This window comes from Alteromonas sp. MTD1, from assembly GCF_042848195.1.
Taxonomy (GTDB): Bacteria; Pseudomonadota; Gammaproteobacteria; order Enterobacterales; family Alteromonadaceae; genus Alteromonas.
Genome location: NZ_BTGG01000004.1, coordinates 50,736 through 71,952, shown reverse-complemented (window position 1 = coordinate 71,952; position 21,217 = coordinate 50,736). Strand labels below are relative to the sequence as shown.

The window sequence follows — 21,217 nt, the reverse complement described above, 5'->3', positions numbered from 1 at the left end:
CCTTTTATTTTTTCAAAGTAAGGATACGCTTGATGAACTTAGTTAGAAATAGCAGACTCGCTTTTCGCACGATAGTATCGACTTCATTGTTATGCGGATTTATATCGTTAACTGCCGTAAGCACGAACGCTGGCGCAGAGACTAACGTAAACGCAACTGCTGTTAAAGGCGAAGTTTCATCAACGCAGGAAAATAATTCGCCAGCAAGCACCGCTTTGCAAAATCACTTTGCTATTATCGCCCACCGTGGTGCTTCCGGATATCTTCCCGAGCATACTCTTGCATCCACAGCCCTTGCTTTCGCTCAAGGGCCTGACTTTATAGAACAAGATGTTGTAATCACAAAAGACAATACGCCTGTAGTGCTGCACGATATCCACCTTGAGACCGTTACCAATGTTGAGCATGTTTTTCCAACACGTCACAGAGATGACGGCCGCTTTTATGCAAGAGACTTTACGCTAAATGAGTTAAAGCAATTACGCGTACACGAGCGAACAGATTCAAGCGGAAAACAAGTCTTCGCAAAGCGCTATCAAGGCCAAGTTGCACATTTCACCATTGCGACGCTAGAGGAGCATTTTGAGCTTATTCGTGAACTGAACCGCGAGTTAGATAAAAATATCGGTGTTTATCCGGAAGTTAAATCGCCAAAATTCCATTTAGACGAAGGGGTTGATGCGTCTGCAATAGTTATCGATACGCTTAATGAATATGGTTTTAGCAGCCCCGATGGCAATAGCTTTTTGCAGTGTTTCGATTTTAACGAAGTGAAACGAATTCGTAACCAATTGGCGTATAAGGGAAAATTAGTGATGCTAATTGGTGAAAATGAATGGGGCGAGAGTGACACTGACTACAATTGGATCCGATCGAAAACAGGAATGGACACTGTTGCTGAATATGCCGATGGCATTGGCCCTTGGCTTGGTCAGTTATTCGATAAAACCGCTTTAGATACAGGCAATGTTAAAGCGGCATCCTGGCTAGAACACGCCCATGCTAATGCACTAACGATCCACCCATATACATTCCGTCAAGACGCACTTCCAGGTAGTATGACACCAGAACAGCTTTTAGATACGCTAAAACACGTGATAAAAGTGGACGGCGTGTTTACCGATCACACACCAGCCATTGTTATATGGAGAAATGCCCAGCAATAGTGTTGAGATGAAATTCTAAGACTTAGACAAACGCACAACAACGCGTCTGTTTTGTGCCCTGCTTTTACGAGTGTCATTAGGCGCAATATGACGCTTTTCGCCATGCCCTGTAAGCTTAATGCGGTCTTGAGGAACACCAAGTGTTGTTAAGTAATTTTTCACCTCGTTGGCTCGTCTTATAGAAAGCTGTTCATTATTGTAGCGGCCACCATAGCTGTCGGTATAGCCATCCAGCAAGACAAGCTCAAGTTCAGCGTCCTCTTTCAAGTACTCACCAATCATCGTTAATCGTTTTTGCGAGTACTTTGACAGCTCAGTACTGTTGTTCTGATAAGAAAGAACGGTATACGAGATGTCATCAAAACTAAAAGGCAGTAAATTCGACACACATTGAACAAATTCTCGATAAACACTCGTGAAGTTGCTTGCATTAAGCGCCACGCTCACTTTGTCGTATTTGTTATACCAGTCTTGATAATAAATCGTTGGCCAAAAACCTTTTTCTAATTCCGAAAGCATTGTCCATGCGGCGTCTTGACCAAGGTCGCCGTTGTATTGCTTACGCAAAGACATATCGGCAATGGTTTTAGGCGCAACGCCTGGCATCCATGAAGGAGGAACTGAGTACACTGCGGCAACATCGAACTTGTTGGGAAGTAATTGCATATCAAGCTCGAATTCCATGTTCAGCTTTTTCGATGCAACACTGGTAAACATGGCATCACCGTAACCAGGTACGGGGTGATTTAAGGTACACTGAAGGCGCGAGTTGTCTGTAACCATCCAATTAGAGGTTTCAATAGTAGCCGAGTATTGACGCATGGCGGCGTTGGACGATAACGACCCCACTAAACTTAAAAGCGCAATGTATTTTAACTTCGACACCATAACCAGAAACTCACATTGATAACGGAAAACAAACTACCGGCGTGAAAACCACTAGATTAGAGCATGTTGACCTTTTCGGTACGTTTTTGCAGCAAAGTGTACCGCAAAGGTCAACACGCTCTAGTAATTCTATCGCCCGAACTGTAGAAAAGTTTAGCGTTTAATACCATTACTTCATATTAACTTTAACAAACGCCGGCGTTAAAACATTCTTAATGGGTTGAAGTAGGATGTTCAAATTCAAACTAGTATCTCACCACCATACTTGCGATAATTAGAGATTCATCTTACTGGCTTCGTATTCGATAGTCACCTTCGCCGTACAGACCAAATTTATAAGAGTGTTTATGTCTTCAAACCCACCGCTTTTATCACAACGATTTCGAGGCTATTTTCCGGTAGTTATAGATGTAGAAACCGCTGGTTTCAACGCGGGAACTGATGCGCTGTTAGAGCTTGCTGCGGTTACCGTGAAAATGGATGAACAAGGTGATTTACATCCCGATCAGACTTTTCACTATCACATTGATCCTTTTAAAGGCGCAAATTTAGAGCCGGCGGCATTGGAATTTAACGGAATAGATCCACACTGCGCGCTTCGAGGTGCAATTGCAGAAAGTGAAGCTATGAAAGCCTTGTGTAAAGGCATTAGAAAAGCGCAAAAGGACGCTGACTGTCAACGCTCGGTTATTGTTGCTCATAACGCCACGTTCGACCAAAGCTTTGTCAATGCTGCTATTGATAGATGCAACATTAAGCGAACACCATTTCACCCATTCGTGTCATTTGACACTACAAGCTTAGCAGGACTCGCGTTAGGCCAAACAGTGCTTGTAAAAGCCTGTCGCGCTGCAGGTATTGCCTTTGACCAAAGTGAAGCCCACAGTGCGTTGTACGATGCGCAGAAAACAACTGAATTATTCTGTTACATGGTGAATCGCTACAAAGCGCTTGGTGGTTGGCCGCTGGCCGAAGAAGAAAGCTAAACTTTTATAATGAGTTATTAGCTAGCATATTAAATGGCAGAGACACGTTAAAAACGCATCTTACATACAGAACCTACAAACAAAAACAGCGCCGAAAGGCGCTGTTTTTTATCTTTTTAGAAAGTGACTTACAGTTTGTCAGCTTCTTCAGACAAGTACTTAGCAACACCTTCTGGTGACGCATCCATACCAGCTTTACCTTCAGTCCAACCTGCAGGGCAAACTTCACCGTGCTCTTGGTTAAACGCTAGCGCGTCAACCATGCGAAGCATTTCGTCAACGTTACGGCCTAGAGGCAGGTCGTTAACAACTTGGTGACGAACAAGGCCGTCTTCATCAATTAGGAATGAACCACGGAACGCTACGCCATCTTCTGGGTGCTCAACGTCGTACGCCTGGCAGATTTCATGTTTAACGTCAGCAACTAGTGTGTACTTAACTGGACCAATACCACCTTGATTTACTGGCGTGTTTCTCCAGGCGTTGTGCGAGAATTGAGAGTCAATTGATACACCGATAACTTCAACGCCACGCTTCTGGAACTCTTCAAAGCGCTTATCAAACGCGATTAGCTCAGAAGGACATACAAAAGTGAAGTCTAGTGGATAAAAGAAAACAACCGCTTTTTTGCCTTTGATTGCTTCGCTAAGCGTGAATGAGTCAACGATCTCACCACTACCTAGTACTGCTGCAGCAGTAAAATCTGGCGCTGGACGGCCTACTAATACACTCATGAGTCTCTCCGTTTATTTTTGGATTGTAATAATTTGCATACTTGTTTCGCACGAATGCACTAAAGCATGCTTTTAGAATAATGCTGGGTGATGAAATAGGTACTAAATAAAAAATAACAACAACAAAAAATGCCTTTTTTTACTGATCGTACCAATATTGAACAACACCTATTAAAACTAGCTTTGATTTTAATGAAAAAAACACATTATTTGCTACATCCATCTACGGTAGGTTTTGCTGAAAGTATAATTTCCATTCAATTTTCATTGAAAAGAAACTTGCCATTTATATGAATAACAATTATTATCATTTACAGATTCATTTGGAGTACGTTTAATGTTTGTGTGTATGTGTTACGGGGTAACAGACAAAACTATTCGCGCCGCTGTGGAAACAAACGGTGTGGGTAATATGCGTGAGTTACGTCAGCATCTTGAGCTGGGTTCACAGTGCGGGAAATGCATTCAAATGGCTCAACAAATCATTGACCAAACCATTGTTGACGAATCACTCTTTAAAAACGTAGGCTAGTTTAACACTCGCGGCCTCTGCGCAGCATCATATCCCTCTATTACTAGTCTTCGATTCTCATCAAATAGAAAAGTGCCGTAGCACCTAATTGCCTACTCGAAACTGTGTTCTAGCCCTAAATAGTAAAATGCTCCGTTAATGCCACTTGGAGATGTTGGTGGATACAATGCACCTACTTCGCCTTGAAATGGGTTTACGTCTGGCAACGTGTTAAACAGGTTTTGACCACCAATGGTAAAGCGTGTTGTCGGCGTAAATTGCCAGGCAATTTGGGTATCGAAGGTCGTTATTGCACTTCCAAATATATCCATCCCTGCCGACGCATCGAGATGGTCTTCATAAAAAGAACCGAAGTAATTTAATCGCCAAGTCATTGACCAGTTATCGCGGCGTTGTTCAAGTGTAAGGCTTCCTCTATGTGCCGGCAAATTATCTTCTAACATACGAATTCGAGCACTCGTCAAATTCGGCAATAACTGTATTTCATTATTCACCAGCGCCGGATATAGCGTTACCCGTTCAACCTGTGTATCAGTCCAGTTGTATGCTAGTAGTAGTGTGTTGTTCCAATCGCCCAACAAAAAACCATAGTTCAGAACGACGTCAATACCTTGAGTTTTAGTATCAAAATCGTTAGTGAAATATTTTGCTGCATTGTAGTTTGCGGCGTCTGCACGACCTTGAGACACTAATATTGCAACATCATTTTCAGTAAGGGGAATTGCTGATGTAGTGCTAATACGGTCTGATAAACGAATATTGAAGTAGTCAATGGTAGCGAAGAACTGCTCACTCATTTGCATAACAGCACCAAGGCTAAAATTCACCGACTCTTCTGGTGTAAGCGGTGTGGCGCCCAGCTGCACAGAAATAAGGTCGGTAGGCGGCAGCGTTGCTTGATCCTCAAGGCCATTCAGACCATAAGCCGTAGTGACGTTAATAACATTGCTCTGCCCTACCGTTGGCGCTTTAAAACCGGTATTGATAGACCCTCGAAATGCAAATGTTTCATCTATTTTGTAACGCGCACTTAGCTTTCCATCGAATGTTGAGCCAAAATCGCTAAAATGCTCGACCCGCGTTGCCACACCTAATTGTAAAGCCTCGTTTAAATAGAACTCTAAGTCTGCATACAACGCCCAGTTATTGCGACTCCAATGCCCTGCAGACTGCGGCTGATAGCCAGGGAAACCATTAGATCCAATTGAAAAGCCTTGTGTTAACCCTAACGGGGGCTCCAAGGCATAAGGCCCAGCAATATACGACGCTTCATCGCCCGCTTTTTGAAAATACGTTTCTTTTCGCCACTCAGCGCCAACGGCAATACTAACTGGGTCTTCAAACACGGTTTGAATAAGCTTGGTGAAGTCTAAATTAAAGGTCCGCTCTACTTGAGACACGCCACCGGGAGAAAAGGTGGTAGGTGAAAGAGGCCCAAGAGACGGGTTAACTGTTTGTGAAATACGGTACTCAATGTCGCTGTACCCTACTGTAGCACTTGCATCCATTGCCCAGCCTTGAGGTAGCTCTCGCTTTACGCCAACGGCTATCGAACCATCGGTAATTGTTCCGCCAAAGCGTGGCGTGAAACCACCAGGAAACCATTCATTAAAAGCAAAACAGTTATTGCCCAAAGCAGTTTGGTTATCTGCAATCAGCGCGTAATTTGGATCGTTCAAAACATTACCTTCAGATAACAAAATTGAAGGACATGCTATACCGTTGTCCAACCCATCTAAATCGGCAACAATTAGCCTACGCTCGCCTGTCTTATTGTTTGTTCTACTAAAAACCCCTTCCCTAGTTTGAGGATTTCTAAAATAAAAGCCCCCCGTTAAATCGCGTTGAGCAGCGGTAGCAAAACTATAGAGTTTTATAGACGGGGAAAGCGCATACCCAGCGTTAAGCGCCATTTTTATGTCTTCATCAACATCCAATGCGCCCCAAATTTGCGAAGGGCTCTGAATAAAAGTATTACCAGCAGCCGTCAGTGAAATGGCGTCATCACGCTGCACAGAACGCGATGTCCCCTGCTGCTGTCGATATTCAGCGGTAGCGTTTAAGAAACCATTTTCACCTAATGCGAAACCTTTATTGGCTTGAATTTGCAATAGCTCACCGTCACCTTCTGAGAAACCACCAGCTTTTAACGCAACACTGCCGCCTTCTGCGCTGTCTTTGAGCACGAAGTTAATGACGCCTGCTATTGCGTCTGATCCATATTGCGCAGACGCGCCATCACGCAACACCTCAACTTGCTTCAGTGCATAGGCAGGAATTACTGAGATGTCTGGCCCTTGAGCGCCGTCAGATAATCCTCCACCTAAGAACGTAATGACGGCAGAGCGATGGCGACGTTTTCCATTTAATAGCAACAGTGTGTGATCTGATGACATACCGCGAAGATTTGCAGGACGCACCAAACTACTGGCATCGTTTATAGGCTGATCGTTGACATTTAGCGATGGAACCATAGTGCTAAGCATAGACAGCACGTCAGTATTTCCCTGTGAGCCAAGAGATTCACTGTCGATTATGTCAAGCGGCACCGGCGAATCAACTACGCTTCGTGGTGAACTGCGTGTACCAACCACCGCTATTTTTTCCAAACCAAAGCTCTTATCTTCATTGGTTCTGGTTTGTTTCTTTTCCGGTGTCTTATCTGCTATTAATGACGCTCTGGAGCGAATACTTACTTTGCCACTTTCATCAGTTACAACAGCAAGCTCGGTACCTTCTAGCAGTTGTTGAAGGGCTTGATTTAACGTGAACTCACCTTCAAGTGCGTTAGTTTTTATGCGCTTCGCTAAATCGAATGGAAATAGAAGTGTCGTGTTCGCCTGCTTTGCTAACTCTGTTAGTGCTTCATTTGCATCCTGTGCAGGAATAGAAAAAGTAAATGCTGAGGAAGAGGTACTTTTTTGTGTTTGCGCAAGAGCATGTGTAGTCAAGCACGCGTAAAGAAATAAAGCAGATGCAATCAACGGTAAAGAAGAGCCCGGTAGGGAAGATAGCGATAAGGCTGCGTCGGATGAAAGCGATAAAATTCGCGCACGTATACACGCACGAAACTTGTTATAGCGTGTCGTTATTAACTTGTTATTTGCCAGAGCGCCTTGTTGCAAAATGATGTATCGATGTGCTTATTATTTTTATCATAGTGTCACATTATATAATGTGATGCCAACGGCTAACGCACAATGCATGCGTTAGGGCTGATTTAGCTTTTTGATGCGTACAGCTGAATGCTATTTTCGGTTACGCGCTCATGGTCAACGTCAAAGCTACTTTTCAGCGCAGATAATAGACCGTCAATGTCACCTACTTTAAAGTAGCCAGCCACACGACGCTTTCTCAGTTTATCATCAGATATGTTGAATCTTACTGGCGTGTATCGCCCGATTTCCAATAACACCGCTTCTAAAGGCTCGCCTTTAAAGACAATCATACCTTGCTGCCACGCTAAGTCATCATCAATATCGTTTTGCGATAGGTTTTCTTTTGCTTCAACCTTTCCTTCAACTGTTGCCTTTTCTCCGGCAAACATTAATAGCCCTTCTTCCGTAATTGGCTTCCTACCAAAAAGCAGATCGTTAGAGCCAGTGTCTTTGAAGCGGTCTTTTACTAGTACTTTGCCCTCTGTTACAACAAGTTCGAAAGCGTCATCATTCACGTACTGCATATTAAATGCGGTTCCTACTGCAGTAACAGTATTATTACCAGCGGTAACTGAAAATGGGCGAGTTTTATCGTGAGCAACATCGAAGTGCGCCTCACCTTTAAGCAGCACAATGTTTCTTGTTTTCGATGAAAAGTCGACGGTAACAATAGAATTCGTATTAAGGTGAAGCTTAGACCCATCGGCGAGCGTGACATTTTTTTGCTCGCCTACACCAGTTTGTACTTTTTGACTGACCGCCGCAAACTGAGGTGCCGATTCAAACCAGGTGCGCTGTACCAAAACACTCAAAGCAACCGCTGCTACAAAAAATGAAGCTGCTATGCTCCATACAACCGGTTTGCTTTTAAAATTTGGCGAACGACGCTTTCCGGTTTGTGGTAGAGGGAAAAGGCCGCTTAATTCGTTAAGCACCGACATATCGTCCCACAGACTTGCGGCGTCAAGTAGGGCTTGCCTGTGAGCGTTGCTTTCGCTCAACCATAATTCAAGCTCTGTTTTTTCATCGTCACGAAGACCACGATCAAGACGGCTCACCCACAAGCACGCGTGCTCCTGAATATCTTCTTTACTAGCAAACTGGCGAATATTGTTCATGTTAACTACGGCTTATGTCCTGAGTTGCAGTAACGGTATCTCTTGGGGTAGCACCGTCTTTTGACAGCTCTGCAAGATATCTTGAGCACATCATCAAACCTTTGGCGACATGCTTTTCAACTGTGCTTTCACTTAGCCCCACAAGCTCAGCAATCTCTTTTTGTCGCATGCCATACACTTTCTTGAGCAAAAACACGCGCTTCACGTCCGCTGATAAAGTATCAGTGGCTCGGCAAAAGTGAATAAAACGCTCTTTGCTTTCTACATTTTTTTCTAAGCTGTGCCCTACTAGCTCGTAAGGCAAAATATCCATGTCTTCCAGAGGCTGTTTGTTTTTATTTTCAGCTTTGGCGACATGGTTCAGCGCCAAGTTACGCGCTGTTTTGAGCATATAAGTACGCTCGTACTGTATCTCTTGTTTTAATTCGGCTTCGTAGCTTTTTATGAAAGCTTCTTGCACGATATCTTCAATGTCGTCGGCACCAACAATAGACCCTACCACACGCGTTAGCTTAGAGCGGTATTTTAAAAAGGTTTCGGCTACTGTCGACTTTCTCGTCATAATTCCTAATTCAGTGTGTTTCGAATTTCTTACAAGGCCAACATCATGCCCTTGTTTTTACAATTTTTCACGCTTTTATCACTGTGCTTTAGTAGAAGATTCGCAAAAGTGCTCTTAACTGTGAAGCGCATGCGCACGGTATAAAACACAGTGATAAAAACAACAAAAACGAAAGGGGGCAGCGCCCCCTTTTATTTGTTGCTAACTTAGAAAGAGTACACGCCTCTTAGATAGTAGAAACCACCGTTGATACCAATAGGTGATGTTGTAGGGTATTGCGAACCCGCGATTTGCGCGTAAGTAATGCCGCCAGCATCAGTATTGTTTTCGTCTGGGTACTCATCGAATGCGTTTCTAGCACCAAGGGTAACCGTCAGCTGCTCGCTCACGTTGTAAGCCACTTCGAAATCGAACGTAATCTCAGAGCTTACCTTATCGATAGGTAACGCTGAGTCTAAGTGGTCTTCAAAAATGCTACCAAAGTAATTCATGCGAGCAAGGAAGCGCCAGTCGCCATTGGTGTGATTCGCCGTCGCACTGTAACGGACCGCTGGTAGATTGTCTTCTAGCATACGGATACGGAAATCAGAGATATTGTCTGACGCGCGGTCAACTTCTGTTGATGTCCAGTTGTAAGCAAGTGAGAACTTAGTTTCACCGCCCATCATATCCATAGCATAGTTCGCAACAACGTCTAAACCTTCAGTAGTTGTATCGAAGTCATTGGTGAAGAAGCTAATTTCAGAGAAGCTAGATGCATCGCTGATACCCTGCGCAAGCAAAGTAGCAATATCTTCTTCGGTTAATGCAATACCAGATGCAGTACTAATACGGTCAGTTAGTTCGATGTTGTAGTAGTCGGCAGTGATAAATAGACCATTATCAAAGTCAGCAACTACACCAAACGTGATGCTCTCTGACTCTTCAGGCGTTAACTGCTCGCCACCTTTAAGCTGAGATACAGGGTCTGTTGGTGGTAATGTTGCGCGGTCGATAAGCTGACCACCAGTACCAAACGCAGTGGTTACGTTACGCACATTACTTTGACCAAGTGTTGGAGCTTTAAAGCCAGTAGAGAACGCACCACGGAAGGCAATGTTCTCAAGTGCTTGCCAGCGGAACGCAATCTTGCCCTTAGTAGTGTCGCCGAAATCAGAGAAATCTTCGTAGCGAAGTGCACCCGCTAGCATGAAGTTTTCAGTAATATACGCTTCAGCGTCTACGTATAAAGCAATGTTGTTACGCGACACACGGCCTTGGCTGTTGGCCGCTAAGCCAGGGAAACCATTTGAGCCAATGCCAAAACCTTGTGTCGCCAACGGACCTATTTCATAAGATGCAGTATCACCGGCAAAGCTTTCATAGCTTTCGTTACGATATTGGAAGCCTGCTGCTACGAATAGAGGCTCATATAAACCGGCATCGAATGGTTTTGTGAAATCGATATCAAGCGTTTGCTCAGATTGCGTGTAACGACCTGGGCTAAATTCGAACGGTGTATCAGGGCCTAGCGATGGGTTGATAGTGTTGCTAATCGCAAAATCGACTTCGTTTTGGCCTAGGTTTAAACTGATGTCATAAGTAACGTCGTTGTCTAGCTCGCCTTTCGTACCAAATACCAAAGACATATCAGTTACGGTACCACCAAAACGCGGAGTGAAACCGCCTGGAAGAATTTCATTGAAAGCAAAACAGTCAGGGTTGTTTGCCACTTCATTAATATAGCGCGGATTCTCAAGAACGTTTGCGCCAACAACGATATCGGTTGGACAGTTACCTGACATATCACCCGTTAGGTCACCAACAAGTAACAACTGTTCGCCGTCATCGTTCGTGCCACCGTCATTTACACCACCACGGTTATGAGGATTACGGAAGTAAAAACCGCCTTCCACTTCACGCTCAGCAAAGTTACCGAACATATAAGCTTCTGCTGAATCAGATAGCTCTAAACCTAAATTAGCGAATAATTTGATGTCGTGCTTAATCTCAGGCGAGCCCCAGATTTGCGCCGGATCTGCAACAAACGTATTACCCGCAGCCACTAAACCTGCAGCATCAGCGCGCTGAATGCTGCGCGAAGTGTCATCAGCTGTGCGATATTCAGCTGAAAGGTTAATAAAGCCTTTGTCTGTTAGCGGCATACCCACGTTACCAGACAGCTGAATCATGTCGCCGTCACCCTCGTAGAACGAACCGTAGCGCGCCTCGAACAAACCACCTTCAGAGGCGTCGTTCAGTACGAAGTTAATTACACCAGCGATAGCATCAGAACCGTACTGTGCCGCAGCACCGTCACGAAGTACTTCTACCTGTTTAAGCGCAGCAGCTGGAATTACAGAGATATCTGGACCTTGCGCACCGTCAGATAGACCGCCACCAAGGAATGTAATTACCGCCGAACGGTGACGACGCTTACCATTTACCAACACAAGTGTATGGTCTGACGCCATACCACGAAGGTTGGCAGGACGAACAAGCGTCGACGCATCGTTAATGGGCTGGTCGTTTACGTTAAACGATGGAACAACAGTTTGCATCATCGACACCATGTCGGTAGCACCCTGCTGCTTAAATTCTTCACTAGAGATAATATCGATTGGTACCGCTGAGTCTGCTACTGAACGAGGCGCAGCACGTGACCCTACAACCGCGATTTGCTCATAATCTTCTGCTTTAGCACCCTCTTCTGCTTCTTGTGCAAAAACAGGCGCTGTAGCTATTACTGAAAACGCCGCTGATGCTGCTAGCACGCCGCGAACGTTTTTGGTCAATAAAGACAGGTTTGTATTCATGGTGGTTTCCCGGATTGTCTCGTGATCACGGTGTTGAGTTTGAACGCAACTTACGTGGACCGAGTGGTTGTTATTTTATACCTTCAACACTGAACTTCTTTGCGGCATGTCGTAGTGAAAACATACGTAATGACGCCATCAGTTGAACTTTTTATAGAACGCAAGACACTAAAAAACAAATCTTTTTCGACAAAAAAAATATATTTTTTCAAGCCGTAGAGGATTTTGTTTTCTGGCCTGTCTATATAGGTTTTGCGGGAATTTGTGCGAAGTATTTTGGGGGGCTTTTAATAGAAAAAGCCGACTTAAAGCCGGCTTTTTGATTAATTAACGAAAAGAGGTTTTATTCAGCTTCTTTGAACTTTGCAGCTGTTTCTTTGATAAGCGGTTGCAGTTCATTCTGTTGGAACATCTCGATAATAATATCGCATCCACCAATCAACTCGCCTTCAACCCAAAGCTGTGGAAATGTAGGCCAGTTTGCGTATTTAGGCAGCTCAGCTCGGATATCAGGGTTTTGCAAAATATCTACGTAAGCAAACGGTTCACCACAAGACATTAGTGCTTGTGATGCTTGCGATGAAAAACCACAGCTAGGTAGTTTAGGAGAGCCCTTCATGTAAAGAAGGATTGGGTTCTCTTCGATTTGCTGTTTAATTCTATCTAGCGTTGATTGGTTTTCAGTGTTGTCCATCGTATCCTCTCAGCGGAAAATAAGTTTTTCTATAAAGTGGGAGTGCCAACTCTACTTTTCAAGAGCAGATTAACACAAAATTGTGTTTAAACGGTGTGTTCTTTACTTCGTTTTATTAAGTGTGGATTACAAGTAAAACGGCAAATATAACTGTTGGTACGGTGATCTGTTCGCCACAATTTGATCTATTTACCCTATCAAATAATAACAATACATAAGTAAGTGTGAAAAATTCACACATTTGTCATTGAGTTATATAACTTTATCCCCACATCTGCATTATGCTTAAAGGTATAAAGTTTTAATTCGGGCCACAGCCCAGTGCGCATCTCGCGAACAGGCATTAGAGATGTGTTCATCTAGTTAAAAAACACTAAACCAACATGGAGACCGTCATGGCTTTTGAATTACCAGCATTACCATACGAACAAAATGCACTAGAACCACATATTTCTGCTGAAACGCTTGAGTACCACTACGGCAAGCACCACGCTACTTATGTAACTAAGCTAAATGGCCTAGTTGAAGGTACTGACATGGAAAACAAAAGCCTAGAAGACATCATTAAGTCTTCTGAAGGTGGTGTTTTCAACAACGCTGCACAAATCTGGAACCACACGTTCTACTGGCACAGCCTAAGCCCAAATGGCGGTGGCGAACCTACAGGTGCACTTGCTGACGCTATCAATGCAAAGTGGGGCTCATTTGCTGACTTCCAAGCTGCATTCAACGATAAAGCAGTTAACAACTTTGGTTCTAGCTGGACATGGTTAGTAAAAACTGCAGATGGCGGCCTAGACATCGTAAACACTAGCAATGCTGAAACCCCAATTTCAGGTGACGAACTAACGCCACTACTTACTGTTGACCTTTGGGAACACGCTTACTACATCGATTACCGCAACGCACGTCCTAAGTACCTAGAAAACTTCTGGGCACTAGCTAACTGGGAATTTGCTAACAGCAACTTCGCATAAGCCTGTATTAACCGTATTTTTAACGGTTACACAAAATTAAAGAATTAAAAGCCTCGCGTTAACGGGGCTTTTTTGTTGGGCTCTACCCTTACTTTCTAGCGATGTCATTCACCGCACAAGCGTAGTCCATTAGTATTAATTACTAACGTTTTCTCAAATACCTACTAAGATCTTAATACGGGCTAACCGTTTTTCTAAGGGGTATTCATGGGTATCTTCGAACACTATCAAAATCGCTATGAGGAGCGAAAACAAGAAGAGTTCACCATTGGAGAGTTTCTCGATATCTGCAAAGAGGACCAACTCGCCTACGCCAATGCAGCCGAACGTTTGTTAAAGTCAATTGGCGAACCTGAACTCATCGACACTGCCAACGAACCGGCGCTAAGTCGAATCTTCTCAAACCGAGTTATATCTCGTTATCCTGCATTTTCTGAATTTTACGGAATGGAAGAAGCCATCGAACAAATTGTTTCTTATTTAAAACATGCTGCACAGGGGCTAGAAGAGAAGAAACAAATTCTTTATTTGTTAGGGCCCGTCGGTGGCGGTAAGTCGTCATTAGCAGAGCGCCTGAAAGAGCTAATGCAAAATGTACCTATTTATATGCTTAAAGGCTCGCCGGTTAACGACCACCCGTTTTGCTTGTTTGACGTAAAAGAAGACGGCGACATTCTTGAGCAAGAATATGGCATACCAAAGCGGTATTTGAAAACCATTATGTCGCCTTGGGCACGTAAGCGACTGCACGAATTCAACGGCGACATAACCCAGTTTAAAGTGGTTCGCGTGTACCCAAGTGTTCTCGACCAAACGGGTATCGCTAAAACAGAGCCCGGAGATGAAAATAATCAAGATATTTCTTCACTGGTGGGTAAAGTAGATATACGCCGCCTTGAACAATTTGCCCAAAACGACCCCGATGCATACAGTTATTCCGGCTCGCTGTGTAAAGCTAACCAAGGGCTAATGGAATTTGTCGAAATGTTTAAAGCACCTATTAAAGTGCTGCATCCTTTGTTAACGGCAACGCAAGAAGGAAACTATAACCCCACTGAAGGCTTTTCTGCCCTGCCCTTCGACGGCCTTATTCTAGCGCATTCCAACGAATCTGAATGGCAGTCTTTTCGAAACAATAAGAACAATGAAGCATTTCTAGATCGTGTTTACATTGTGAAAGTGCCTTATTGTTTGCGCGTAAGCGAAGAGATAAAGATATACAAAAAGCTGTTAGATACCAGCGAACTGCACGGTGCGCCATGTGCGCCAGATACACTGGAGTGCTTAGCGCAATTTACCGTGCTCTCAAGACTTAAAGCGCCAGAAAACTCGAGTTTATTCTCGAAGATGCGAGTTTACGACGGCGAAAGCTTGAAAGACACCGATCCAAAAGCGAAGTCTTACCAAGAATATCGCGACTATGCCGGCGTAGATGAGGGGATGGAGGGCTTGTCGACCCGCTTTGCATTTAAGATATTGTCGAGGGTATTTAACTTCGACCATCAAGAAGTGGCGGCCAATCCGGTTCACTTATTCTATGTGTTAGAAAGGCAAATAGAACGAGAGCAATTTCCACAAGACACCGCTGATAGATACCTTGAATTTTTGAAAGGTTATCTTATTCCTCGCTACGTGGAGTTTATTGGCAAAGAAATTCAAACGGCTTATTTAGAGTCCTACTCAGAATACGGGCAGAACTTGTTCGACCGCTATGTAACGTACGCCGATTTCTGGATCCAAGACCAAGAGTATAGAGATCCAGAAACGGGCCAGCTTTTCGACCGTGCTTCATTGAATGCGGAATTAGAAAAAACCGAGAAACCCGCCGGCATTAGCAACCCCAAAGACTTCAGAAATGAAATTGTGAATTTTGTACTGCGAGCTCGCGCAAACAATTCAGGCAAAAATCCAGCATGGACGAGCTACGAGAAATTACGCACGGTCATTGAGAAAAAGATGTTCTCGAACACCGAAGACTTACTGCCCGTCATTTCATTCAATACAAAAGGCTCAGCTGAAGAACAGAAAAAGCATGATGATTTTGTTAATCGTATGACAGAGAAAGGCTATACGCAAAAACAAGTTAGATTGCTATGTGAGTGGTATTTGCGTGTTCGTAAAGCGTCTTAAGCTTATTAACACTTGAAGCGTTGTTGTAATAACGAACAAACAGGTGTGACAGTGCACAACATACGCTGTCACTGCCTGTTCAACAAATTCACGAAACAAAGAGCAGGTTTATATGGCGCATTTTATTGACCGAAGGCTTAACAGCAAGGGCAAAAGCACAGTAAACCGTCAACGTTTTATTAAGCGATATAAACAGCAAATAAAACGAGCGGTGTCTGATGCCGTGGGCAAACGCTCTGTTACCGATGTAGACTCTGGCGAACAGATCAGTATTCCCGCAAAAGACATTTCTGAACCTATCTTTCACACTGGGCGAGGCGGTAGCAGGGACATAGTACACCCCGGCAACGACCAATTTACGGCTGGCGACACTATCGAGCGCCCTCCCGGCGGCGCTGGTAGAGGGTCTGGTGAAGGCGATGCTAGTAATGAAGGAGAAGGCCAAGACGAGTTTGTTTTTTCAATCTCTAAAGATGAGTACCTTGATTTACTGTTTGAAGATTTGGCACTACCAAATTTAAAGAAAAATCAGTTCGATAAAGTGACCCAATACGAGACTTATAGGGCGGGCTATCAAACCGATGGCGTGCCAAGTAATTTAGATATTGTGCGTTCTCTTAAGGGCTCGGTGGCAAGACGTATTGCTTTAAGTGCCAGTGATAAACGCAAGCTCAAAGAATGCGAGGAAGAGCTAGACCGCTTGTTAAATGACAAGCACGACAACACCATGCAGGTGTTAGCTCTTGAGGAAGAAATAGCGACGCTAAAGACAAAGATTGCGCGCGTACCCTTTATCGATACCTTTGATCTACGTTTTAAAAACTACGATAAGCGGCCCCTCCCCTCTAGTAAAGCGGTGATGTTTTGTTTAATGGACGTATCGGGCTCTATGGATCAAGCCACCAAAGACATGGCAAAGCGCTTTTATATTCTACTGTATCTCTTTCTTACGCGGACCTACGAAAACGTAGAGGTGGTTTACATTCGTCATCACACCCAAGCCAAAGAAGTTGATGAACAAGAGTTTTTCTATTCACAAGAGACCGGTGGCACCATTGTTTCAAGCGCGTTAAAACTTATGGATGAAGTAATAAGGGAACGCTATAGCGATAGCAACTGGAACATTTATGCTGCTCAAGCCTCAGACGGCGATAATTGGGCAGATGACTCGCCGCAATGCCGCGATTTGCTGACTCAAAAACTGTTGCCGGCTACCCGTTATTACGCCTATATCGAAATTACCGAGCGACAGCATCAAAGCCTTTGGCGTGAATATGAAAAAGTGGCGGACACCCACGATAACTTTGTTTGTAAGCATATTCAGACGCAAGCAGATATCTACCCCGTGTTTAGAGAGCTTTTTAAACGCTCAGAGCAAGATGCAAAGCAGGGAGCGTAAGTGATGAACGAAGCACAACTTAACGAAAAAGAAACGAAGCGTCATTTATTAAGTGACGGACCTGATTGGACATTCCCTCTTATTGAAGAATACGAGCACCATATCGACCGTATTGCTAAGAAGTTCAAGTTAGATACTTACCCCAACCAAATTGAATTGATTACCGCAGAGCAAATGATGGATGCCTATGCCAGTATTGGTATGCCTTTGAATTATACGCACTGGTCTTTTGGTAAAAAGTTTATTCAAACTGAACAGCAATACCGCAGAGGACAAATGGGGCTCGCTTATGAGATAGTGATTAACTCAGACCCATGCATTGCTTATTTAATGGAAGAAAACACCATTACCATGCAAGCGCTGGTGATGGCTCATGCGTGTTATGGGCACAACTCATTTTTTAAAGGCAATTACTTATTTAAAACATGGACTGATGCGAGCTCAATTATCGACTATTTGGTGTTTGCTAAAAACTATATTGCCAAGTGTGAGGAAAAGCACGGTTATGAGGAAGTAGAGAACATTCTCGATTCATGCCATGCATTAATGAATTACGGCGTAGACCGCTACAAACGCCCTCAGAAAATATCACTGCAAGAAGAAAGGAATAGACAAGAAGAACGCGAGGCTTACTTACAATCTCAAGTTAACGAACTGTGGCGAACGCTGCCAGACAGCCAGCATCACGCGCATAAAGAAGCGCCACGATTTCCGCAAGAGCCTCAAGAAAACCTGCTTTACTTTATAGAAAAAAACGCGCCGTTGTTAGAGCCATGGCAGCGTGAAATAGTACGTATAGTAAGAAAAGTATCGCAGTATTTTTACCCGCAAAAGCAGACCCAAGTTATGAACGAGGGCTGGGCCTGTTTTTGGCACTATCACATTTTGAACGAAATGTACGATGAAGGCCTAGTTAGCGACCGTTTTATGATGGAGTTTTTACATAGCCACTCAAGTGTTGTTATGCAGCCAGAATACAACAGCCCTTACTATTCAGGTATTAACCCTTATGCACTTGGTTTTGCCATGTTTATGGACATAAAGCGGGTGTGCCAAGACCCCACAGAGGAAGACTATAAATATTTGCCCAGCATAGCCGGCAAAGACTGGTTAGAGACTGTGCATTTTGCAATGGAAAACTTTAAAGATGAAAGCTTCATTAGTCAGTTCCTGTCGCCCAAAGTAATACGTGATTTCAAATTGTTTTCATTAGAGGATGACACCGCAAAATCGTTTATTCGCGTCAGCGCTATTCACGATGAAATAGGCTATCAAACCATTAAAGAAAAGCTTTCTGCACAATACAACTTAAGCAACCTAGAACCCAATATTCAGGTGCATAATGTAAACGTTAGAGGTGACCGCTCACTTACTCTTCGTTACGTTCCTCAGCGAGGTATTCCATTAGGTAATTCGAAAGACGAAGTTATGAAACACCTCCACAGATTGTGGAAATTTGATGTGCGTCTTGAACAAGACAACGGCGATGGCAACATAGAGCTAATAAGTGAGTGCAAGCGCACAGCAGAAGCAGGTAATTAGAGTAAGTTATACAAGCAGGTAATTAGAGTAAGTTATACAAGCAGGTAGAATGACTACCTGCTTGTATTACATTTAATGCTGGGGGGCGCTGTTCATCGACCGTTTACTGCAAAGCAGTAACGACAATGCGCCCGCTGCTGCAAACACAGCGGCAGTAACGAAAGTTATATAGGCATTGGTGCCCTGAGACCACTGTTGGCCCGCCATATAATTCCCAAATGCACCACCTAACCCAAAGGCAATGCTAATGTATACCGCCTGCCCACGGCTTTGATAAGCCTTGGGTAGATATTGGTGAATAAAGTGGACAGACACAGCATGAGTAAGCCCAAAGCTAAGTGCATGAATAAGCTGGCTTATTATTATCACAACAAAGTAGTCGGCAAATGCCGCCATCAGGTACCAGCGCATAGATGTTAAAAGCAAGCTAGCAAAAAGCAAATTCCATACGCCGAATTTGTCGATTAGCTGGCGGGCGATAAGAAAAATACCCACTTCTGCCAGTACGCCTAACGCGATAAATACACCCGTTTGCTGACCGCTATACCCCAGGTCACGCATGTACAACGCAAAGAAACCATAAAAAGCGCCAAAGCTTATTTGCAAACAGGCCGAGGCGAAAATAAACACGGCAAAAGGACGTTGCTTAGCAAATTTCCAAATACTTCCAACCGCATTTTCTTGTGATGCGTTTTCAGCAGGTGCGTTTATGAATAATGTGCTAACAAATAACATAGCTAAAACGCCAACACTTACATAAACCGGTGACTCTGTGGAAAACAGATCCAGCGCTTTACCTACCATCACCGTAAGGCAGATAAAGCCAACGCTGCCCCACAAGCGAATTTGGCCATAAGTTGCTGAGGTTTTGGCCACCGTATTCATGGTAATAACCTCTAACTGCGGCAATACGGCAGTCCAGAACATCATCATTAAACCAAACGATAGCGTTAGCCCCCAGAAACTAGAGAAATAAAACACGGACGAAAAAGTGACTACCGTTAGCAAGCACCCAAGACGCATTATGCCAATGGCATTACCTGTTTTATCCGCCACGCCTGCCCATAAGCCGGGCCCTAAAATTCGCGCTAGGGTAATAACCGCAAATAACTCACCGATATCAGCAGAAGAAAAGCCTCGCCCATCAAGAAAAATACCCAAATAAGGCACGAGTACACCAAGCTGGCCGAAGTAAAGCCAGTAAGTGATTGCTAAAACGATTAGCGATGAGTTACCACGAAGTGTCAACGGTGATCTCCATATGCAAAAACGCCATTAGCCCTTAGCTATTGCTTTAGGTAATGGCGCAAAATTCGATGAGCTATGTTTCTGAGCTGGTGTTCCGCGCAGGTCTACTTTTTTAGTTTGTTACGCTTAATAGCAATTAAAAAAGTAACCAGCGAGCGTTGTATAGCAAGTATTTACTTACCAATTAAGCCTGACCAGCAATAGGCTTAGTAGATGAAACAATACCCGCATTTTGCGCACGGTGGCGCAGAAGGTGGTCCATCAATACCAGTGCAAGCATCGCTTCGGCGATAGGTACCGCACGAATACCAACACAAGGGTCGTGTCGACCTTTGGTAACAATGTCTATTTCTTCATTGTCTTTGTTAATGGTTTTACCCGGTACAGATATGCTTGATGTTGGCTTCAGTGCCATGTGTACTTCAATGTCTTGGCCAGTTGAAATACCGCCTAGCACGCCGCCCGAGTGATTAGATGTAAACCCATCTGGCGTAAGTGTGTCGCGGTGTTCACTGCCTAATTGATTGATAACGTCAAAGCCATCACCAATTTCAACGCCTTTCACCGCGTTTATCCCCATCATAGCGTGGGCAATTTCGGCATCTAAACGGTCGAATACAGGCTCACCTAAACCAACAGGTACATTTTTCGCAACAACTGACACTTTTGCACCAATACTGTCACCTGACTTCTTAAGGTTACGCATATATTCGTCGAGTGCTTCTAGCTTAGTTTCATCAGGACAGAAAAATGGGTTGGTGTTGGTAACGCTGTGGTCAACCTTATCAACAGCAATAGGGCCTAGCTCTGACAAATAACCTAACACCTCAATGCTATGAACCTCTTTAAGGTATTTTTTAGCAATGCCACCAGCTGCTACACGAATAGCCGTTTCGCGGGCTGATGAACGACCACCACCGCGGTAATCACGGCTGCCATATTTCTGGTCGTATGTGTAGTCTGCATGTCCAGGACGGAATCGGTCTTTTATATTGCCATAGTCTTGGCTGCGCTGATCTTTGTTTTTAATAAGAAGGCCAATACTTGTGCCAGTGGTTTTACCTTCAAATACGCCAGATAAAATTTGAACTTCGTCATCTTCACGTCGTGCCGTTGTATAGCGTGATGTACCTGGTTTTCGTCTATCTAAATCTACCTGAAGATCTTCTTCAGTAATGCTTAAACCTGGAGGGCAACCATCTACCACGCCGCCAATAGCTATACCGTGGCTTTCGCCAAAGGTGGTTACAGTGAAAAGTTTTCCGAAGCTGTTACCTGACATAATTTA

General features: G+C 44.0%; 16 protein-coding genes. 7 read left to right on the top strand and 9 right to left on the bottom strand.

Going from position 1 to position 21,217, the window contains the following annotated elements:
- The first annotated feature begins 32 nt into the window (after nt 1-32).
- Nucleotides 33-1,166 carry a glycerophosphodiester phosphodiesterase gene (gene glpQ, locus ACGHAV_RS06395; protein ID WP_390378007.1) on the top strand — a complete coding sequence of 378 codons (1,134 nt, stop codon included), beginning with the start codon at nt 33-35 and terminating at the stop codon, nt 1,164-1,166.
- Between the two features lie 15 nt (nt 1,167-1,181).
- Here the strand turns inward: glpQ and ACGHAV_RS06390 are convergent, their stop codons facing one another.
- Nucleotides 1,182-2,054: an OmpA family protein gene (locus tag ACGHAV_RS06390; RefSeq protein WP_390378004.1), complete on the bottom strand. Its 873-nt coding sequence runs from the start codon at nt 2,052-2,054 to the stop codon at nt 1,182-1,184.
- A 347-nt stretch (nt 2,055-2,401) separates the two neighbouring features.
- Between ACGHAV_RS06390 and rnt the strand changes: the two genes are divergently transcribed.
- On the top strand, nt 2,402-3,040 hold the full coding sequence (rnt, locus tag ACGHAV_RS06385) for a ribonuclease T (RefSeq protein ID WP_390378001.1): 639 nt from the start codon (nt 2,402-2,404) through the stop codon (nt 3,038-3,040).
- A gap of 128 nt (nt 3,041-3,168) precedes the next feature.
- On the opposite strand, the gene ACGHAV_RS06380 is transcribed toward rnt, so the two are convergent.
- On the bottom strand, nt 3,169-3,774 hold the full coding sequence (locus ACGHAV_RS06380) for a peroxiredoxin C (protein ID WP_334012963.1): 606 nt from the start codon (nt 3,772-3,774) through the stop codon (nt 3,169-3,171).
- A gap of 337 nt (nt 3,775-4,111) precedes the next feature.
- Between ACGHAV_RS06380 and ACGHAV_RS06375 the strand changes: the two genes are divergently transcribed.
- A complete protein-coding gene (locus ACGHAV_RS06375; protein ID WP_334012962.1) occupies nt 4,112-4,306 on the top strand; it encodes a bacterioferritin-associated ferredoxin in 195 nt (64 codons plus the stop codon).
- A 92-nt stretch (nt 4,307-4,398) separates the two neighbouring features.
- Here ACGHAV_RS06375 and ACGHAV_RS06370 read toward each other — a convergent pair whose 3' ends face one another.
- The 5 genes from ACGHAV_RS06370 to ACGHAV_RS06350 all read right to left on the bottom strand — a co-directional run bounded on the left by ACGHAV_RS06370 (nt 4,399) and on the right by ACGHAV_RS06350 (nt 12,633).
- Nucleotides 4,399-7,287, bottom strand: coding sequence for a TonB-dependent receptor domain-containing protein (locus ACGHAV_RS06370; protein ID WP_390378624.1), 2,889 nt, complete (start codon nt 7,285-7,287; stop codon nt 4,399-4,401).
- A gap of 239 nt (nt 7,288-7,526) precedes the next feature.
- The gene (locus tag ACGHAV_RS06365; protein ID WP_390377997.1) at nt 7,527-8,582 is read right to left on the bottom strand and encodes a FecR family protein; all 1,056 of its coding nucleotides are present in this window, start codon (nt 8,580-8,582) and stop codon (nt 7,527-7,529) included.
- Between the two features lies 1 nt (nt 8,583).
- A complete protein-coding gene (locus tag ACGHAV_RS06360) occupies nt 8,584-9,144 on the bottom strand; it encodes an RNA polymerase sigma factor (protein ID WP_390377994.1) in 561 nt (186 codons plus the stop codon).
- A gap of 206 nt (nt 9,145-9,350) precedes the next feature.
- Entirely contained in the window at nt 9,351-11,939 is a 2,589-nt protein-coding gene (locus ACGHAV_RS06355; RefSeq protein ID WP_390377991.1) for a TonB-dependent receptor plug domain-containing protein, read from the bottom strand.
- 343 nt (nt 11,940-12,282) lie between these two features.
- Nucleotides 12,283-12,633, bottom strand: coding sequence for a Grx4 family monothiol glutaredoxin (locus ACGHAV_RS06350; RefSeq protein WP_390377988.1), 351 nt, complete (start codon nt 12,631-12,633; stop codon nt 12,283-12,285).
- A 395-nt stretch (nt 12,634-13,028) separates the two neighbouring features.
- Here ACGHAV_RS06350 and sodB point away from each other — a divergent pair, with 395 nt between their 5' ends.
- The 4 genes from sodB (at nt 13,029) to ACGHAV_RS06330 (ending at nt 18,681) form a co-directional block, all read left to right on the top strand.
- Nucleotides 13,029-13,610, top strand: coding sequence for a superoxide dismutase [Fe] (gene sodB / locus ACGHAV_RS06345; RefSeq protein WP_390377985.1), 582 nt, complete (start codon nt 13,029-13,031; stop codon nt 13,608-13,610).
- Nucleotides 13,611-13,817: 207 nt separating this feature from the next.
- Nucleotides 13,818-15,740, top strand: coding sequence for a PrkA family serine protein kinase (locus tag ACGHAV_RS06340; RefSeq protein ID WP_390377982.1), 1,923 nt, complete (start codon nt 13,818-13,820; stop codon nt 15,738-15,740).
- Between the two features lie 112 nt (nt 15,741-15,852).
- Nucleotides 15,853-17,139 (top strand): YeaH/YhbH family protein, encoded by a 1,287-nt coding sequence (locus ACGHAV_RS06335; protein ID WP_390377979.1) that lies wholly within the window; start codon nt 15,853-15,855, stop codon nt 17,137-17,139.
- A gap of 3 nt (nt 17,140-17,142) precedes the next feature.
- Nucleotides 17,143-18,681 carry a SpoVR family protein gene (locus ACGHAV_RS06330; protein ID WP_390377976.1) on the top strand — a complete coding sequence of 513 codons (1,539 nt, stop codon included), beginning with the start codon at nt 17,143-17,145 and terminating at the stop codon, nt 18,679-18,681.
- A 72-nt stretch (nt 18,682-18,753) separates the two neighbouring features.
- Here ACGHAV_RS06330 and ACGHAV_RS06325 read toward each other — a convergent pair whose 3' ends face one another.
- Both ACGHAV_RS06325 and aroC read right to left on the bottom strand, forming a co-directional pair.
- Entirely contained in the window at nt 18,754-19,929 is a 1,176-nt protein-coding gene (locus ACGHAV_RS06325) for an MFS transporter (RefSeq protein WP_390377973.1), read from the bottom strand.
- 184 nt (nt 19,930-20,113) lie between these two features.
- Complete coding sequence (gene aroC, locus ACGHAV_RS06320; RefSeq protein ID WP_390377970.1) at nt 20,114-21,211, bottom strand: chorismate synthase; 1,098 nt, start codon at nt 21,209-21,211, stop codon at nt 20,114-20,116.
- Between the last annotated feature and the right edge of the window lie 6 nt (nt 21,212-21,217).

Excerpts from the sequence above, each read along its gene's own strand:
- sodB (WP_390377985.1), top strand. The coding sequence starts at position 13,029 with ATGGCTTTTGAATTACCAGCATTACCATACGAACAAAATGCACTAGAA.
- ACGHAV_RS06350 (WP_390377988.1), bottom strand. The coding sequence starts at position 12,633 with ATGGACAACACTGAAAACCAATCAACGCTAGATAGAATTAAACAGCAA.
- ACGHAV_RS06330 (WP_390377976.1), top strand. The coding sequence starts at position 17,143 with ATGAACGAAGCACAACTTAACGAAAAAGAAACGAAGCGTCATTTATTA.
- glpQ (WP_390378007.1), top strand. The coding sequence starts at position 33 with ATGAACTTAGTTAGAAATAGCAGACTCGCTTTTCGCACGATAGTATCG.
- ACGHAV_RS06355 (WP_390377991.1), bottom strand. The coding sequence starts at position 11,939 with ATGAATACAAACCTGTCTTTATTGACCAAAAACGTTCGCGGCGTGCTA.
- aroC (WP_390377970.1), bottom strand. The coding sequence starts at position 21,211 with ATGTCAGGTAACAGCTTCGGAAAACTTTTCACTGTAACCACCTTTGGC.
- ACGHAV_RS06335 (WP_390377979.1), top strand. The coding sequence starts at position 15,853 with ATGGCGCATTTTATTGACCGAAGGCTTAACAGCAAGGGCAAAAGCACA.
- rnt (WP_390378001.1), top strand. The coding sequence starts at position 2,402 with ATGTCTTCAAACCCACCGCTTTTATCACAACGATTTCGAGGCTATTTT.
- ACGHAV_RS06380 (WP_334012963.1), bottom strand. The coding sequence starts at position 3,774 with ATGAGTGTATTAGTAGGCCGTCCAGCGCCAGATTTTACTGCTGCAGCA.
- ACGHAV_RS06390 (WP_390378004.1), bottom strand. The coding sequence starts at position 2,054 with ATGGTGTCGAAGTTAAAATACATTGCGCTTTTAAGTTTAGTGGGGTCG.
- ACGHAV_RS06375 (WP_334012962.1), top strand. The coding sequence starts at position 4,112 with ATGTTTGTGTGTATGTGTTACGGGGTAACAGACAAAACTATTCGCGCC.
- ACGHAV_RS06365 (WP_390377997.1), bottom strand. The coding sequence starts at position 8,582 with ATGAACAATATTCGCCAGTTTGCTAGTAAAGAAGATATTCAGGAGCAC.
- ACGHAV_RS06360 (WP_390377994.1), bottom strand. The coding sequence starts at position 9,144 with ATGACGAGAAAGTCGACAGTAGCCGAAACCTTTTTAAAATACCGCTCT.
- ACGHAV_RS06340 (WP_390377982.1), top strand. The coding sequence starts at position 13,818 with ATGGGTATCTTCGAACACTATCAAAATCGCTATGAGGAGCGAAAACAA.